The 16,235-nt window shown below is 66.1% G+C and carries 14 protein-coding genes; 8 read left to right on the top strand and 6 right to left on the bottom strand.

Annotated features, from left to right (window positions below; translation table 11 throughout):
- Nucleotides 1-17: 17 nt before the first annotated feature.
- Nucleotides 18-1,052, bottom strand: coding sequence for a LacI family DNA-binding transcriptional regulator (locus tag V3C40_RS02680; RefSeq protein ID WP_331776421.1), 1,035 nt, complete (start codon nt 1,050-1,052; stop codon nt 18-20).
- 103 nt (nt 1,053-1,155) lie between these two features.
- Between V3C40_RS02680 and V3C40_RS02675 the strand changes: the two genes are divergently transcribed.
- Both V3C40_RS02675 and V3C40_RS02670 read left to right on the top strand, forming a co-directional pair.
- On the top strand, nt 1,156-2,343 hold the full coding sequence (locus tag V3C40_RS02675; RefSeq protein WP_331776420.1) for a phytanoyl-CoA dioxygenase family protein: 1,188 nt from the start codon (nt 1,156-1,158) through the stop codon (nt 2,341-2,343).
- Nucleotides 2,344-2,375: 32 nt separating this feature from the next.
- Nucleotides 2,376-3,494: a Gfo/Idh/MocA family protein gene (locus V3C40_RS02670; RefSeq protein ID WP_331776419.1), complete on the top strand. Its 1,119-nt coding sequence runs from the start codon at nt 2,376-2,378 to the stop codon at nt 3,492-3,494.
- A gap of 7 nt (nt 3,495-3,501) precedes the next feature.
- On the opposite strand, the gene V3C40_RS02665 is transcribed toward V3C40_RS02670, so the two are convergent.
- Nucleotides 3,502-5,508 carry a glycoside hydrolase family 3 protein gene (locus V3C40_RS02665; RefSeq protein WP_331776418.1) on the bottom strand — a complete coding sequence of 669 codons (2,007 nt, stop codon included), beginning with the start codon at nt 5,506-5,508 and terminating at the stop codon, nt 3,502-3,504.
- A 217-nt stretch (nt 5,509-5,725) separates the two neighbouring features.
- Here V3C40_RS02665 and V3C40_RS02660 point away from each other — a divergent pair, with 217 nt between their 5' ends.
- Nucleotides 5,726-6,763, top strand: a complete 1,038-nt coding sequence (locus V3C40_RS02660) for a helix-turn-helix transcriptional regulator (RefSeq protein ID WP_219328745.1) — start codon at nt 5,726-5,728, stop codon at nt 6,761-6,763.
- 201 nt (nt 6,764-6,964) lie between these two features.
- Here V3C40_RS02660 and V3C40_RS02655 read toward each other — a convergent pair whose 3' ends face one another.
- From V3C40_RS02655 to V3C40_RS02645, 3 genes are all read right to left on the bottom strand, one after another.
- Entirely contained in the window at nt 6,965-10,066 is a 3,102-nt protein-coding gene (locus V3C40_RS02655) for an efflux RND transporter permease subunit (RefSeq protein WP_331776417.1), read from the bottom strand.
- Nucleotides 10,063-11,169, bottom strand: coding sequence for an efflux RND transporter periplasmic adaptor subunit (locus V3C40_RS02650; protein WP_331776416.1), 1,107 nt, complete (start codon nt 11,167-11,169; stop codon nt 10,063-10,065). The genes V3C40_RS02655 and V3C40_RS02650 overlap by 4 nt, the downstream gene beginning before the upstream one ends.
- 83 nt (nt 11,170-11,252) lie before the next feature.
- The gene (locus V3C40_RS02645; protein WP_331776415.1) at nt 11,253-11,873 is read right to left on the bottom strand and encodes a TetR/AcrR family transcriptional regulator; all 621 of its coding nucleotides are present in this window, start codon (nt 11,871-11,873) and stop codon (nt 11,253-11,255) included.
- A 93-nt stretch (nt 11,874-11,966) separates the two neighbouring features.
- Here V3C40_RS02645 and V3C40_RS02640 point away from each other — a divergent pair, with 93 nt between their 5' ends.
- A complete protein-coding gene (locus tag V3C40_RS02640) occupies nt 11,967-13,436 on the top strand; it encodes an efflux transporter outer membrane subunit (protein ID WP_331776414.1) in 1,470 nt (489 codons plus the stop codon).
- A 122-nt stretch (nt 13,437-13,558) separates the two neighbouring features.
- Nucleotides 13,559-14,014, top strand: a complete 456-nt coding sequence (locus tag V3C40_RS02635) for a GNAT family N-acetyltransferase (protein ID WP_331776413.1) — start codon at nt 13,559-13,561, stop codon at nt 14,012-14,014.
- On the opposite strand, the gene V3C40_RS02630 is transcribed toward V3C40_RS02635, so the two are convergent.
- Nucleotides 14,002-14,406 (bottom strand): winged helix-turn-helix transcriptional regulator, encoded by a 405-nt coding sequence (locus tag V3C40_RS02630; RefSeq protein WP_331776850.1) that lies wholly within the window; start codon nt 14,404-14,406, stop codon nt 14,002-14,004. The two genes, V3C40_RS02635 and V3C40_RS02630, sit on opposite strands and share 13 nt — an antisense overlap.
- Before the next feature lie 162 nt (nt 14,407-14,568).
- Here V3C40_RS02630 and V3C40_RS02625 point away from each other — a divergent pair, with 162 nt between their 5' ends.
- The 3 genes from V3C40_RS02625 to V3C40_RS02615 all read left to right on the top strand — a co-directional run bounded on the left by V3C40_RS02625 (nt 14,569) and on the right by V3C40_RS02615 (nt 16,186).
- On the top strand, nt 14,569-15,141 hold the full coding sequence (locus V3C40_RS02625) for an FMN-dependent NADH-azoreductase (protein ID WP_034755676.1): 573 nt from the start codon (nt 14,569-14,571) through the stop codon (nt 15,139-15,141).
- 106 nt (nt 15,142-15,247) lie between these two features.
- A complete protein-coding gene (locus tag V3C40_RS02620; RefSeq protein ID WP_166447263.1) occupies nt 15,248-15,535 on the top strand; it encodes a putative quinol monooxygenase in 288 nt (95 codons plus the stop codon).
- A 78-nt stretch (nt 15,536-15,613) separates the two neighbouring features.
- On the top strand, nt 15,614-16,186 hold the full coding sequence (locus V3C40_RS02615; RefSeq protein WP_331776412.1) for a hypothetical protein: 573 nt from the start codon (nt 15,614-15,616) through the stop codon (nt 16,184-16,186).
- Nucleotides 16,187-16,235 lie beyond the last annotated feature (49 nt).

Below are 16,235 nucleotides of genomic sequence, written 5' to 3'. Positions count from 1 at the left end.
CTGTCAATTCACCCCGTTCAGCGCGGCAGGTTCCATGGCGTGACGATCTGGATGGCGGACAAGGGCGGCACCTGCGCCAGGGCCGGCAGCGCGCCCTGCGCCCGCAGTATCTCTTGGCAGGCGCGGCGCATGTCCTGGCCCAGGTCATGGTGCAGCACGGCCTGGATGGCGCCCGACTTGAGCAGCGCCACGTTGTCCGTATCGAGGTCGTGGCCGATGAAGACCTTGCACGGCCGGCCCGCCTGCGCGAATGCCTGCACGATAGCGGCATTGCCGCCGCCGATCGAATACACGGCGGCGATGCCTGGATGCGTAGCCAGTGCTTCACGCACCAGCGCCCCCGTGGCGCCATCGATGCCGTGGCCTTCGCTCACTTCGACGATGGATAAATGGCGGTGCCGTTCGCGCAGCGCGCGGCGAAAGCCGATCTCGCGCTCTTCCTCGCCATGAAAACGGTTGCTGCTCAGGGTGACCAGCACTTGCTGTTTCCTGGGCCGCTGGCCCGCGCCCAGCCACTGGCCGATCAGACACGCGGCCGTCTCGCCCGCCGCGCGGTTATCCATGCCCACGTAGCCGCGGCGCGCGGAAGCTGGCAAGTCCGTCACCAGGGTCACCACGGGAATGCCGGCCGCCGCCAGCCGGTCCACCGCCTCGGCCACCGACGGCAAGTCCGGCGCTTTCAGCAGCACGCCGTGGCTGCCGTTCTTGCGGATGCGTTCCAGCTGGTCGACGATGCCGTCCACTTCCAGGGTTTCATGCAGGTGAAAGCGCGAGCGCAGCACGGCCGGATGCAGGGACGGCAGTTCCGATTCGAGTGCGGCGCGCACGGCATCCGTAAAACGGCGCGGCGCCACCATCAGCATGTCGAGCATGAACTTCCTGCCGGCGAGGCCCACCTGCGTGCTTTGCCGCGCCAGTTCATCGAGCGCCTGCATCACGCGGCGCACCGTATTGGCGTGTACGCCCCCGCGCTGCTTGATCACGCGGTCGACGGTCGCCACGCTGACGCCAGCCTGCAGCGCCACGACCTTGACGGGAAACGGATGCGTCATGCCATGTCCAATCCATTGATGGTTTTTTGATGGATTTCCTGATGAAAAATGCGGATTTTCATCCCTATACTGATTCTACAACGTAAAACTCAGGAGACACCGCATGACCACCCAAGACGCCGCGCCGCCCGCCCCCTTCTGGCTGTCGCCGCAAGACTGCCAGCTCGATGATTTCATCCACACTGTCAGCCAATGCACGGTGCTGGCCGACTATCCCCACGCCGCTGCGGTGGAAGACAATATCCTCGTCTACGACTGCGACCAGGTGCGCACTCTGGCCGCCAGTACCGCGTCGCTGCGCGCGCTGCAGGCAGAATGGGGCAAGGCGCTGATGGATGGCCCAGGCGTCATCGTGTTCCGGCGCGCCGTCGACGACACGGCGACGCTGGAACAGGCCAGCGGCGTGTTTCGCGCGCTGATCGCCGAACAGCACGCGAGCGGCCAGGCGGGCGGCGACCATTTCGCCAAACCGGGCGCGAACGAGCGCATCTGGAACGCCCAGCAAAAACTGTGTCTGCGCGCGCCCGAAGCGTTCGCGCGCTACTACGCCAATCCCGTGTTTGCGTGGATCGCCGAGGCGTGGCTGGGCCCCGCCTACCAGATGACGGCACAAGTCAACGTCGTCAACCCGGGCGCCGCCGCCCAGGCGCCGCACCGCGACTATCACCTGGGCTTCCAGAGCGCCGCCAGTTGCGCCGCCTATCCCGCTCCCGTGCACCAGATGTCGGCCTTATTGACCTTGCAGGGTGCCGTCGCCCACTGCAACATGCCGGTCGAATCCGGTCCCACCCTGTACCTGCCGTATTCGCAGCGCTACCAGGCCGGTTTCCTCGCCTGGCAGCAACCGCCCTTCCGCGATTATTTCGCCCGGCATTGCGTGCAACTGCCGCTCTCCCAGGGCGACGCCGTCTTCTTCAATCCCGCCCTGTTCCATGCGGCGGGCCATAACCGTTCGTCCGACATCCGCCGCATGGCGAATTTGCTGCAAGTGTCGTCGCCGTTCGGGCGCGCCATGGAAGCGCTGGACCGCCGCGCCATGAGCGCCGCGCTGTATCCGGCACTGCAGGCGCTGCGCGACCAGGGTGCCCTGTCCGGCGACGGCATCGGCCACGCGATTGCCGCCTGCGCCGAGGGCTATGCTTTCCCCAGCAACCTCGATCGCGACCAGCCCATAGCCGGCATGGCGCCGCCCACGCAGCAGCAGCTCATGCACGAAGCGCTGGCACAGGACTGGCCCGCCGCCCGCTTCCTCGACGCCCTGGACAGCCATGCCTGGCGCCAGCAAGCCTGAATCCCCTACCGCGACAACCTCGGAGACTCCCTATGCAAGACATCAACATCGGCCTGATCGGCGCTGGCTACATGGGCAAGGCGCACACCATCGCCTACAAGGCCGTGCGCAGCATTTTTCACACAGCCTTGAACCCCGTATGCGAGTGCATCAGCACCAGCAGCGCGGAAGGCGCCGCCCGCAGCGCGCAGGAACTGGGCTGGAACCGCTCTACGGGCGACTGGCGCGCGCTGGTCAATGATCGCGCCATCGACGCCATCATCGTCGCCACGCCGCCGGCCACGCACAAGGACATCGTGCTGGCCGCGCTGGCCCTGGGCAAACCCGTGTTTTGCGAAAAACCGCTGGGCATGACGGCCGCCGAATCCCTGCTGCTGGCGCAGGCGGCGGAAGCGGCGGGCGTGGCCAACATGGTCGGCTATAACTACATCCGCACGCCGGCCAGCCAGCTGGCGCGGCAGATCATCGAATCGGGCGAAATCGGCGAGATCATCCACGTCGCCGCCGAACATGTGGAAGACTATCTGCACGACCCGCGCACGCCTGCCTCGTGGCGCACGCGCGAAGCGACGGCCACCAGGGCAGGTGCGCTGGCCGACGTGGGCTCGCACCTGCTCAACCTGGCCCTGCGCCTGGGCGGCCCCGTCGACTCGCTGGTGGCGGACATGAACACCGTGCACGCGCAGCGGCAAGGGCCGGCTGGCATGGAAGCGGTGGAGAATGACGACCAGGGAAATGTGATGCTGCGCTTTGCCAGCGGCGCGCTGGGCGCCCTGACCTTCAGCCGCGTGGCGGCCGGGCGCAAGATGGGTTACACCTACCGCATCACGGGGACGAAAGGCGCGCTCGCCTTCGACCAGGAAGACCAGAATGCACTATGGCTGTACGACGCCGGCCGCCCCGCGCAGCGCCAGGGTTTCCAGCGCCTGCTGATGGGCCCCGCCCACCCCGACTACCTGGCGTTCAGCCAGGGCGCCGGGCACGGCACCGGCTACAACGAGCAAATCGTCATTGAAGCGCGCGACTTTCTGCAGGCCATCGCCAGCGGCCAGCCGGTCTGGCCCACCTTCCGCGACGGCTACGAGGTGGACCGGCTGATAGCCGCGGCGCGGCGCTCCATGCAAGAGCGCAGCTGGATTACCGTACGTTGAACGGCGTTTAGTAGCCCAAGCCGTAACCGAACTTGTACAGCGGATGCGCCGTGTCATACGGAACGTCCGATTTCTGCACCTGCACTTCGGCCATCGACGATGGCAGCTCGAACGGCAGCTTGCCTTGCGGCTTGGCCTTGCCCGTCAGGACATCGAACAGCGCGCCGTCGCTCACGCCGAAGTTGGCGACGATGGCGCTGGCCTTGTCCTGCACGTTGCCGAGGATGGCCGGGCGGTCCAGGTACACGGTGACCACCGTCTTCGGCGCGAATTTTGCCGCGTTCTTGATCGCCTCGTAGTCAGCGTCGCCGTCGACATAGTTCAGGCGCCCTTCATGCTGCATGCTGCCGAAGATGTAGTTCGGGTGCAGGATTTCATACGGCGCGGCCACGCGCAGCAGGGCCACGTCCGCTTCCTGCGGCGTGGCGACCACCGTGTAGCCATACTGCTTGGCCACGGCCGCATCGATGCCGTACAGGTAGACCTTCTTGACGGTGGCCGCCAGCGGCAAGACCTTGTCCTTGTTTTCCAGCAAGACCAGCGAGCGGCGCTGCGCGTCCAGGCCAGCCTCGATGAAGTCCGCCTTGCCCACCGTGGTGGCCGCCTTGGCCGCATCGACGAACGGATGCTCGAACAGGCCCTGCTTGAATTTCTGGATCAGGATACGGCGCGCCGACGCGTTGATGCGCGCTTCCGTCAGTTGGCCGCGCTGCACGGCTTGCGTCAGGTACGGCGCTTCCGTCACGCCGCCAAACTGGTCCATCCCCGCCGTCACGGCCTTCACGTAGCGCTCGGCCTTGGTGGCGTCTTCCATGCCCCACGGCGTGCCAAAGCCCATGAAGGAAGGCGCGACGCCAGGCGCCGTGCCGTTGCGGCAGTTGGCGTCGCAGTCGGAGGTGATGCCCCAGTCGGACAGGATCACGCCTTCAAAACCGTATTTGCCGCGCAGCAGATCCGTCAGCATGGTCTTGCTGAAGCCGGCCGCCACCTGTTCCAGGGTGATGCCGTCGATCGTGATATTGCCGTCCGGCAGAGCATAGGTCGGCATGACGGAAGCCGCCTTGGCCGTGAAGGCGCCTTCGAACGGTTTCACGTGGTAGGCGAAGTTGTTGCCCGGATAGGTCATGTAGCGGCCATAGTAATTGTGGCCGTCGTAACCCTCTTTCGTGGCGCCGTAGCCGACCCAGTGCTTGACGACGGCCACCACGCTGCCGTCATGCAGGCCCGTGTTCCCGTCCTGGAAGCCCTCGATATAGTACTGCACCATGCGCTTGGCCAGGTCCGCGTCTTCGCCAAAAGTGCCGTTGATGCGCGACCAGCGCGGCTCGGTGGCCAGGTCAGCCTGCGGCGACAGGGCCTGCGTGATGCCGACGGCCAGGTATTCCTGGCGCGCGATGTCGCCGAAGCGGCGCACCAGCGCATCGTCGCCGATGGCGGCCAGGCCCAGGGTTTCAGGCCATTGCGAGAAGCCCTTGGTGCCGGCGCTGGCGCCCACCGTGTACTGGAAATGGTGGCGCGGGTCCGTGCTGATGGACACCGGGATGCCGTGGCGCGATGTTTCGCTCAGCGCTTGCACCTTGTTGTACTGGGTCGCCATGTTGGCCGTGTCGCCCGCCATGCGCGTGATGAAGGTGTTGACGTACTGCTTGACGATCAGATCTTGCAGGGCCGTCAAATCATACGCGCCGCCCTGGCCGATGCCGGTGGGATCGGCCACGGTGGGCGCCGTACCGTGCATCATCAGCCCCGCTTTTTCATCGAGGCTCATGTGCGACAGCAGATCGTCGGCGCGCACCTCGGCCGGCAAGCGCCAGTCTTCATACGGCTCGATCTTGCCGTTGCGGTTCATATCCTTGAAGGCATAGCCGTCGACCTGGATCTGGCTGTAGGTGGTGGTGCCGAACACGGGCTGCTTGTATTCCACGCTGCCGTTATTGCCGCAGGCGGCCAGGGCAAGCGTGGCGACGCAGCCGGCGACCATGCGGGCCATCGGTTTCAAAGTGCAATTCATCATTATCTCCAAGACTGTTTTTGTAGGTATCAAGGCGCGGCAGCAAGGCCGGCCGAAAACAATATAGCGTGAGAATGCGTGAGTTTCTTGACCGCGCAGCACGCGTTTTATACCCGCGAGAACAATTTTTGGTTAGATGGCACAACAACCAACAATCTCCTACAAAGTGCTAATATTTGTGAAAAATTACTACAACAAGCAGGATAAGCAGGAGACAGCCTTGCACAAACCCGACACGCGTACGGTTTCGAACCGGATCGCGCAGCAATGCGCGCGCGCCATGCAGGCCGATGGCCACGATCCCGCCGAGTTTTTTCAGCGCACGGGCATCACGCCGGCGCAGCTGGACGAACCGGGCGGCCGCATCAACGCCGAGCGGCACCGCCGCATGACGGCCTACGCCCAACAACTGCCGCAGCACCGCGGCTTGCTCGACCTCGACGTAACGCACTGGTTCGCGCATTACTCGGGCATCGCCCACGTCTGCTTCAACCGCCCCACCCTGCGCAGCGCGCTGCACGAGCTGCTGCACTTGCGGGGATTGATCGGCGAATTCGATTTCATGCTGATGAGCGAAAATGGTACGCGCATCGAGATCGAATACCTGTCCGAGTTCTGCCCGTCGGGCGGCGCCATGCAGGCGCTGGCCAATTTCCGCATGCTGTCGCTGGTGGCGCGCGCCTACGACGATGGCGCGCCCACCGCCTTCCGTGCCGGCTTCCAGGGCAAGGCGCCATGGTTCGCGCCGGCCATTTCCGAGTGCTTCGGCGCCGCCGCCACTTTTGGCCAGGCGCGCAATACATTGACGTTCGACGCACCGGCGCTGGACCGACCCTTCGCCCAGTTCAACGCCATGCTGGCGCCGCACGCGCTGCGGCATGCGCAGGGGCAATTGCAGCAGCTGCAGGGGGCGCAGCTGTTTTCGGCCCGCGTGGAGCAAGCCATCATCGATCTGCTGGGCCGGCAAGGCGCGGGCGACGCCGATAGCGCCTCGCTGCTGCCGGCCCTGTGCGACGGCCTGGCGATGAACCGCTGGACCCTGCAGCGCCAGCTGCAACAGGAGCAGACCTCGTTCCGCGCACTGGAACTGCGCGCCAAGAGCCGCGAATCGCGCCGTTTGCTGCGCGAAACAAGCCTGAGCGTGGCGGAAATCGGCGACCGCCTGGGCTTTTCCTCGCAAAGCGCGTTCACCCGCTTCTTCAAGAACCAGTTCGAACTGCCGCCGGCGCGCTACCGGCAGGATGCAACTGGCGCCTAGAGAAAGAGACAAACAACAAGCAACAAGAAACAAGAAACAAGAAATAAGAAACAAGCAAACCGGCAAACCACGAAACGGCCCAAGTCCAAAACCCAGGCTCCCCGGGTCAAGCGAGCCTGAAAAATGCCGAGGGCAAGGCGCAGCGACGCAGACAGTACGCAAGTACGGCAAGGAAGCTGCAACGCCGCCCTCGGCATTTTCTCAGGCCCGCGTCTCCGGCCCGCTGTTTTCAATCTCCGCCACCGTTGCCTGCCCCCGTATCCGGAACCATATCGCATACATGGCGGGCAAGAACACCAAGGTCAGCACCGTGCCGGCAAACGTGCCGCCGATCAGGGTATAGGCCAAAGTACCCCAGAATACCGAATGGGTCAGCGGGATAAACGCCAGAATGGCCGCCAGCGCCGTGAGGATCACGGGACGCGCGCGCTGCACGGTCGCTTCCACCACGGCGTCGAACGGCGCCAGGCCGGCCGCCTCGTTCTGGTGGATCTGGCCGATCAGGATCAGGGTATTGCGCATCAAAATGCCCGACAGCGCGATCAGGCCGACCAGCGCATTGATGCCGAACGGCTGCTGGAACAGCAGCAAGGTAGGCACCACGCCGATCAGGCCCAATGGGCTGGTCAGGAACACCATCACCATCGCCGAGATCGAACGTACCTGCAGGATGATCATCAGCAAGGTCAATGCCAGCATGATGGGGAACAGCGGCAGCATGGCTTGCGTGGCCTTGGCCGATTCCTCGATGGAGCCGGCCTGCTCGATGCGGTAGCCGGCCGGCAGCTTGTCGATGACCGTTTGCAGCTGCGCCGTGATGGCGCCCGAGACGTCGGGCGGCTGCATGCCGTCGGCGATGTCGCCGCGTACGGTAATCGTCGGCTGGCGGTCGCGCCGGCGCATCACCGGTTCTTCCGAGCGCACCTCGACGCTGCCAACCTGCGACAGCGCGATGCGCTCGCCATTCGCGCCGGCCAGGGTCAGGTCGGCGATGCGCGCCGGGTCCAGCCGCACGTCGCCGGCCGCGCGCGCCACCACCTGCACCGTGCGGATATCTTCGCGCACGGCCGTGACAGGCACGCCGCTGAGCAGGAACTGCAGTTGCTGCGCCACCGCGGCCGACGTCAGGCCCATCGCCTGCAAGCGCTCCTGCTGCAGGCTGAAATGCAGGGTCGGCATACGCGTGCCCCAGTCGGTATTGACGGTGCGCATCAAGGGGCTGGCCTGCATCACGGCTTGCACCTGGCCGGCGATGCCGCGCAACACCTCGGGATCGGGGCCGCTGACCCGGTAGGCGACGGGAAACGGCGAATACGGGCCGAACACCAGTTGCGTGACGCGCACCCTGGCCTCGGGCGCCAGCCCGGCGGCCACCGCCACGCGCAAACGCTGCTTCAGGGCGTCGCGCGCCTGCTGGCTGTCGGTGCGCACGACGATCTTGGCAAACGACGGGTCGGGCAATTCTGGCCCCATCGCCAGGTAAAAGCGCGGCGCGCCCTGGCCGACATAGGCCGTGACGATCTTCGCCTCGGGTTGGCGCGCCAGCCACGCTTCCACCTTGGCCGCCGCGCCGCTGGTCTGCCCGATCGCGCTGCCGTAGGGCAGCTGCACTTCGATCAGCACTTCAGGGCGGTCCGAGATGGGAAAAAACTGCTTCTTGACGATGGCCATGCCCAGCACGGCCAGCACGAACAGGCCGATCACGGTGCAGAACACCAGCCATTTGCGGGCGATCACGCGCCCCAGCAGCCGGCGAAAACGGTGGTAGCGCGGCGTATCGTACAGCGCGTCATGGCCGCCAGCGACGTGTTTGAGTTCAGGCAGCAGCTTCACGCCCAGGTAGGGAGTGAACACCACCGCCACCACCCACGAGGCGATCAGGGCGATGCCGACGATCCAGAACATATTGCTCGTGTATTCGCCGGCGCTGGAGCGGGCAAAGCCGTTCGGCATGAAGCCGACGGCCGTGACCAGGGTGCCGGCCAGCATGGGCGCGGCCGTGTGGCTCCAGGCATAGGCGGAGGCGGCGATGCGGCTGTAGCCCTCTTCCATTTTCACGACCATCATTTCGATGGCAATGATCGCGTCGTCCACCAGCAGGCCCAGGCCCAGGATCAATGAACCCAAGGTGATGCGGTCGAAGTTCTTGCCCGTCGCCGCCATCACGATGAACACCACGGCCAACGTCAGCGGCACGGCGGCGGCCACCACGATGCCGACCCGCCAGCCCATGCTGACAAAGCACACCAGCATCACCACCAGCAGCGCGGCGAGGAACTTGAGCATGAATTCGTCGACAGCCGCGCCGATATTGACGGCCTGGTCGGTAACCTTGACCAGGCTCATGCCCAGCGGCATGGCGGCGCCGATGGCCGTCACTTCCCCGTCCAGCGCCTTGCCCAGATCCAGCCCGTTCCAGCCGTCGCGCATGACCACGCCCAGCAGCAGCGCCGGCTCGCCGCCATTGCGCACCATGAAACTGGCCGGATCTTCCTGGCCACGGCGCACGGTGGCGATATCGGACAGGGCCAGGGTGCGCCCCTGTGACGCCACAGGTGTATCGCGGATCTTTTGCAACGCGTCGAGCGCGCCGTCGAGGCGGATGAATACCTGCGGCCCGCGCGTCTCGACCGAGCCGGCCGGGCTCAAGGCATTCTGGCCGTTCAGCGCGGCGAACACGTCCTGCGCCCGCACGCCCAGGGTGGCCAGGCGCTCCTGCGAAAACTCCACGTAGATGCGTTCGGCCTGCTCGCCGATGATATTGACCTTTTTCACCCCCGGCACGTGCAGCAGCCGCTGGCGCAGGGTTTCCGCCTCGCGCACCAGCAGGCGCTGCGGCTCGCCCTTGGCTTTCAGCGCATACAGGGCAAAGGTGACGTCGGCGTATTCGTCATTGATCATGGGGCCGATCACGCCGGCCGGCAAATTGGCCGCCTCGTCGCCGGCCTTCTTGCGCGCCTGGTAAAACTCGGCCTGCACCTGGTCGGGCGGCGTGCCGTCGAGCAGGGTCAGTGTCGTGAAGGCCAGGCCCGGCGTGGTATAGGTCTCGGCCCGTTCGTACCAGCGCAGCTCCTGCAGGCGCTTTTCGATCTTCTCGGCCACCTGGTCCTGCATTTCGCGCGCGCTGGCGCCTGGCCAGGCGGTGACGATGGTCATCACCTTGACCGTGAACGCCGGGTCTTCCGCGCGCCCCAGCTTGAAGAACGACAGCAGACCAGCCAGCGAAATGAGACAGATCAGGAACAGGGTGACGGATCGCTCGCGCACGGCCAGCGCGGACAGGTTGAAGCCGGCCGCGCTCATGGACGCGCTCCCGCGGCGGCGGCCACTGGCGCCTGTTCGACCCTGACCTGCTCGCCCTGGCGCAGCAGATGGGCGCCCAGCGCGACGATGCGTTCGCCCGCCTTCAGGCCATTCACGTCGGCGCCATCCTCGTGCAGCCGCAGCAACCTGACGGGCCGCCAACTGACCTGCGACGGCGCGCCGCCGATCACCCACACGCCCTGCCCCTTGCCCGCGTCATGCAGGGCCGCCAGCGGTACTTGCACGCTGGTGGCGCCAGCTTGCGCGCCGGGCAGGCGCAAGGTGACGGTGGCGCCCAACGGCGCGCTTGACAGCGCCGCGTCGAGCACATAGCGCGCCTCGAAGGTGCGCGTTTGCCGGTCCGCCGTCTGCGACAGCTGGCGCAAGGTGGCCGGTACGCCGGCGCCCGGACGGCCGAACAAGGTGGCCTGGCCCGTGGAGCCGAGCGCGGGACGCAAGGTTTCCGGCAGCTGGATCGCCGCTTCGCGCCGGCCGTCATGGGCCAGGCGCACCACCACCTGCCCGGCCGCGACCACCTGGCCCGGTTCGGCCAGGGTATCCATCACGACGCCGTCGGCGTCGGCCAGCAGCACCGCGTACTGCAGCGCATTGCGCGCCACCCCGGCCTGGGCTTCGGACGCCTTGAGCTGGGCGGCGGCCGCGTCAGCCGCCGCCTTTACCTGGTCGTAGCTGGATGCCGAGATGGCGCCCGTGCCGCGCAAGTCGCGGTAGCGCGCTTCTTCATCCGCCGCCTGGCGCGCGCGGGCGCGGTCGGCGACGACTGTTTCGTGGCGCGCCTGCGCCAGCAGTTGCAAGTCGTCGGCGTCGAGGCGCATCAATGGCTGGCCACGGCGCACGGCCTGGCCAGCGTCGACCAGCCGTTCGCGCACCTTGCCGGCCACGCGAAAACCGAGATCGCTCTGCACGCGCGGCGCGACCACGCCCGTGAAGCTGCGCGTGCCCGCTTCGGCGCCCTGCACCGTGACGGCACGCACCAGCGGCGTGGCCGTGCGCGGATCGGCCTGCGCCTTGTCGGCGCAGGCGCTCAACACCAGGGGTAAAGTGGAAATGACAACAGATGAAGCGAGGCGGGGCCAGCGCATAGGAATTCCATGAATGAGTGATCAGAGCCCTCATTCTGGTACTAGTGACCAATTAAGTCAATCGTCACTTATCATTGAAGCGGCTATGGCGACAAACTGCGCAACACCAGACTGGACAGCTGCACCACGGCCGTTTCGCTGCTGTCGACGCTGTGTTGCAGCAGCAAGGGATTGACATAGGGGCGCATCACCAGGTAGATCGCGCTGGCCGTTTCGTCGAGCGGCGTCTTGCGTTCGAAGTCGCCCGTCTTGCGCCCCTGCTGCAAGATATCCTGCAGCAAGGCCCCCATCGCCAGCTCGTAGGCCTGCACGGCCGGCCAGCGCTCGGTGGCGGCCGAAGCGGCGATGTCGTACAGCTTGCGGTCCTGGAAAAACAGCCGCAAGCTGGCCTCGACGCTGGCCTTGAACATGCGCCGCAGCTGCTCTGGCGGCCGCCCGGCCGCCGCGACAGCCGCCTTCACCTCGGTCTCGATCTGGTGCAGGCAGTTGCCGCAGATATGCTCGCCGATCGCTTGCTTCGATTCGAAGAATTTGTAGATATAGGCCTTGGAAAAGCCGATTGCCCTGGCCAGGTCGGAGACGGTCGTCTTTTCATAGCCGTAGCGGCTGAAGTAATCGGTGGCGGCGGCAACGATCTGGTCGCGCACGTCGTGGCCGGCGGGGCCGCGTGCTGGGCTGGGTGTGTCGGGTGTGGTGGAATTCATGGCGACAGCTTAACGCGCCGCGCCGGAATGCACAATAAGTGACCAAACTGTATTATAGTCACACATTATTCTCTTTTGAACTGGAAGACCACCATGCCACTGCCACGCCTGCGCCTCCCCTTTCTGCTGATCGCTGCCGGCCTGGCCGCCACCGGCTGCACCGTCGGCAACGATCACCACCGGCCCGAGCTGCCGCAAGCGGCGCAATACCTGCACCAGGCGGCGCTCGGCGCGCGCCAGGACGCTGACTCTGCCGAACTGCGGCAGTGGTGGACGGCCTTCGGCGACCCGCGCCTGACCCGCCTGGTGACGGTGGCGCTCGCGCAAAACCTCGACCTGGCGCAAGCGCAGGCCAGGGTCAGCCAGGCGCGGGCGGCCATCGGTGCGGCCGACGCCGCGCTGCTGCCGTCGGCCAGCCTTGGCGGCCAGGCGGCGCGCGCCTACCAGTCCGTGCAAACGCCGCTGGGCCAGGTCTTGAACGCCACGCCAGGCTATGAACGCGCCGGCAGCGCGCGCGAATTGAACCTGCAAGCATCGTGGGAACTCGACCTGTTCGGCGGCCTGCGCCGCGAACGCGAAGCGGCGCGCGCCGATTACGCAGCGAGCGAAGCGGGATGGGCCGCCACGCGGCTGGCCGTGGCGGCGCAAACGGCCGACCTGTACCTGACGATCCAGGGGCTGCAGGTGCGGCTCGACCTGGCGCGCCGGCAGGTCGGCACGGACGCGGCGCTGCTGGAACTGGCCACGCTGTTATATGACAAGGGGTTGGCGAACGAGCCGGCGCTGCGGCAGGCCGAAGCGTCGCTGGCGCAGGCGCGCGCCGTCGTACCCGGCCTGGACACGGCACGCGAAGTGGCGCTGCATGCGCTCGACGTCATGCTGGGCGCGGCGCCAGGCACTTATGGCGATGACATGGCAGCCGCCGGCGTGATGGCGCGCGCGCCGCGCATCACGGCCGGCGGCTCGCCGGGCGAACTGCTGCGGCGCCGGCCCGACCTGATCGCCGCCGAACGGCGCCTGGCCGCCGCCAGCGCGCGCACCGGCGCGGCCGTCGCCGAGTATTACCCGAAACTGAGCCTGGGCGCGCTGTTTGGCAGCGCCACGGCCGGCGGCGCCCTGTTCGGCAGCGGCTCCGGCCAGGCCGCCGGCATGCTGGGCCTGCGCTGGCGCCTGTTCGATTTCGGCCGCATCGACGCGCAGATCGAAGCTTCCCGTGGCCAGGAAGCCGAACTGCTGGCGGCCTACCGGCTCGCGGCGCTGCACGCCGCCGAAGACGTGGAAAACGCCGGCTCGGCCCTGCTGCGCCACGAAGAGCAAGCTACTTTACTGGCGCAAAGCGTGGAATCGCTAGAGCGCGCCCGCGCCGCCTCGCTGGCCGCCTACGAGAAAGGCGCGGTCAGCCGCTTTGACGTGCTGCAGGCCGACTCCCGGCTGCTGCGCGCGGCGGACGCGCGTGAACAGGTGCAAACGGCGTCGGCGCGCGCTGCCGTCGCCACCTACCGGGCGCTGGGCGGCGGCTGGCAGGCGCCGCAGGCGGGGACGGAGGCTGTGGCAGCCCGGTAAATGCCGATGGCGGCCATGCCATTATTGTTCCACCGCTGCCTGGCGCGGGCGGTGGAACAGCATTGCCTTTTGAGTAAGTTTTCCGCATACTCGTACGCCCTGCCTTTTCATTGCCTTTGAACATGACCATCAGCCTGCGCGCCGTCACGGCCGACAATTTCGACATCATCAGCGAACTGCCCCTGCTGCCCCAGCAGCGCGACTATCTGGCCAGCAACGACTATTCCATCGCGCAGGCCAGCTTTTACCCCGCCACCATGCATACGCGCGCCGTGTATTGCGCCGAGGAGGTGATCGGTTTCCTCATGTTCGTCTCACCCGATGCCGAAGATCCTCCCGGCCACTACCAGATCTGGCGCTTCATGGTCGATCACCGGCGTCAGGGGCAAGGCCATGGGAGGGCCGCACTCGCCCTGGCGCTGGCGGAAATCCGCGCCCGACCGGATGCGCGCAGCATTGAAATCTGCTACAAGCCCGGCAATGCCAACGCTCAAAAATTCTATGCCAGCATGGGCTTCGTGGAAAAAGGCCTGGATGCCGATGGCAACGACATGCTGGCCGTGATTCAGCTGGCCTGACGGTCTGGCGCCGCGTTCGCATCGGCCCTGGCATCGAACGCCAGCCGCGCCGCATCGATGGCATCGCGGTGGCCATGCGCCCAGGCGCCCAGCGCACTGATGGGTATCAGCAGCGAGCGGCCCAGGTCCGTCAAGGTGTAATCGACGCGCGGCGGCACGGTGGGAAACACGGTGCGCGTCACGAGGCCATCGCGCTCGAGCCCGCGCAGGGTCAACGTCAGCATGCGCTGGGAAATGCCGCCGATCAGGCGGCGCATCTCGTTGAAGCGCTTGGTGCCATTGCCCAGCAAGATCACCACCATCACGCTCCATTTGTCGCCCACGCGCGTGAGGATGTCCGTGATCGGGCGGCAGGAAGCGGCCACGCCCGCATGGCCGCCCTCGTCGCGCATGCGCCGTTCCAGCTCCGCCCCTTGCGCGGCGGCGTCGCCAATAGTCACATCCGTGTGCCCCAGTGTGGAAAAAGTGCCTTCTTGTGCATTCATTTGATAGTCACTATATTTACCTCGGTTACAAAAACATACCACCCGATCATACCACCCAAGAAAGCCCATATGAACATCCTGCATATCGATTCGAGCATCCTCGGCGAGCATTCCATCAGCCGCCAGTTGTCCGCCGCCATCGCCGCCCGCCTGCAAGCGGCCGCGCCTGGCGCCACCGTCCACTACCGCGACCTGGCTGCGCAACCGCTGCCGCAATTTACGGCCGCGCCCAGCGACGCCGACGGCGCGGCGCTGGCCGGCGCGCTCGAGCAAGTGCTGGCCGCCGACGTCATCGTCATCGGCGCGCCCATGTACAACTTCGCCATCCCCAGCCAGCTCAAGTCGTGGCTCGACGCGCTGGCCGTGCCCGGCAAAACCTTCCAGTATGGCGCCAATGGTCCCGAAGGTTTGCTGGGCAGCAAGCGCGTGATCATCGCCTCGACGCGCGGCGGCTACTACGGCGCCGACACGCCGATGGCCAGCCTGGAACACCAGGAAAGCCATCTGCGCGCCTTCCTCGGTTTCCTCGGCATCACGCAGATCGAGATCGTGCGCGCCGAAGGCGTCAAGGTCAGCGACGCAGCCAGGGCGCAGGCATTGACGGGCGCTTTCGAGCAGATCGGCGCGCTGCAAGCGGCCTGAGCAATGCCAACTGCGCCGCACGCCGTTGCGGCGCAGTCCATGGTGGCCGGCCGGCAAGGAAGCGCCAGATGCGCTAAGCTGCGGAACCCCAACCACAAGGACCACCATGACCCTGATCATCGTCGCCACCATCGATGCCCAAGCGCAACATATCGACGCCGTGCGCGCCGCCCTGGAAGCCGTCGTACCGCCGAGCCGCGCGGAAAGCGCCTGCCTGCGCTACGAACTGCACCTCGACAACAAGATTCCCACGCGCTTCATCATGCTGGAAGAATGGACCGACAAGGCAGGCCACACGGCGCATGAAGCGACGCCGCACTTCAAGACGCTGGTCGCCGCCGTGGGCGACAAGGTCGTCAAGATCGACATCGCGGAATTGAGCAAGCTGAAGTAAGGCCGGCGCGCCGCGCTAGCGCGTGGCCGTATTAGAAAGTTGCCATCTATAATATGGCAACTTTTCTTTATGGCCATCATGACTCCATTTTCCTGCATACGCGGCGCCGCAGCGGCTGCCGCCTTGACGCTCTGCATCAGCGCGTCGGCGCAAGCTCCCCTTCCTTTGACCAAGCTGGTGGGCGAATACAATCTTGCCTCGTCGGCGACCGTGCCGGCCAGCACCTGGGGCTATTCCAAGGGACGCATTTTGGTCAAGCAACTCGATGAGCGGCATCTGATGATCGTCCTGTCCTGCGAGTGGAAACGCGAACCGAAGGCCGTCTGCGGCGATTATTTCTATGCCCAGCAACGCGACGACGGCCTGTATCTGCAGGACATGAACACCTTCGCCATGCGCCTGTACTTCGATCCCGCGTCGCGCAAACTCACCATCATTTCGCGCGGCGCCGACGCGAAACAGAGCGTGCGGCATGACGTATTCGCCGCCACCACCTCGCCGCTCACGGACCCCGCCCTCGTGCGGCGCATGAAGCGCGAACTGTCGAATGCCGACAGCAAGGAAAACCGGCGCGTGTTCGGCCCCTACACCAAGTGGGACTACCAGGAAAACCGCATCGAATTCCAGCGCCAGGACTTGACGGCGCCGTGATGGCGCGCCTGGGCGGGCTTGAGACGCGATACGGTCTGGCCCGCAATGG

It is taken from the genome of Janthinobacterium sp. LS2A, from assembly GCF_036543145.1.
Taxonomy (GTDB): domain Bacteria; phylum Pseudomonadota; class Gammaproteobacteria; order Burkholderiales; family Burkholderiaceae_D; genus Janthinobacterium; species Janthinobacterium aestuarii.
Note: the sequence above shows the minus strand (reverse complement) of the source record. Positions and strands in the feature narration are given on the sequence as shown.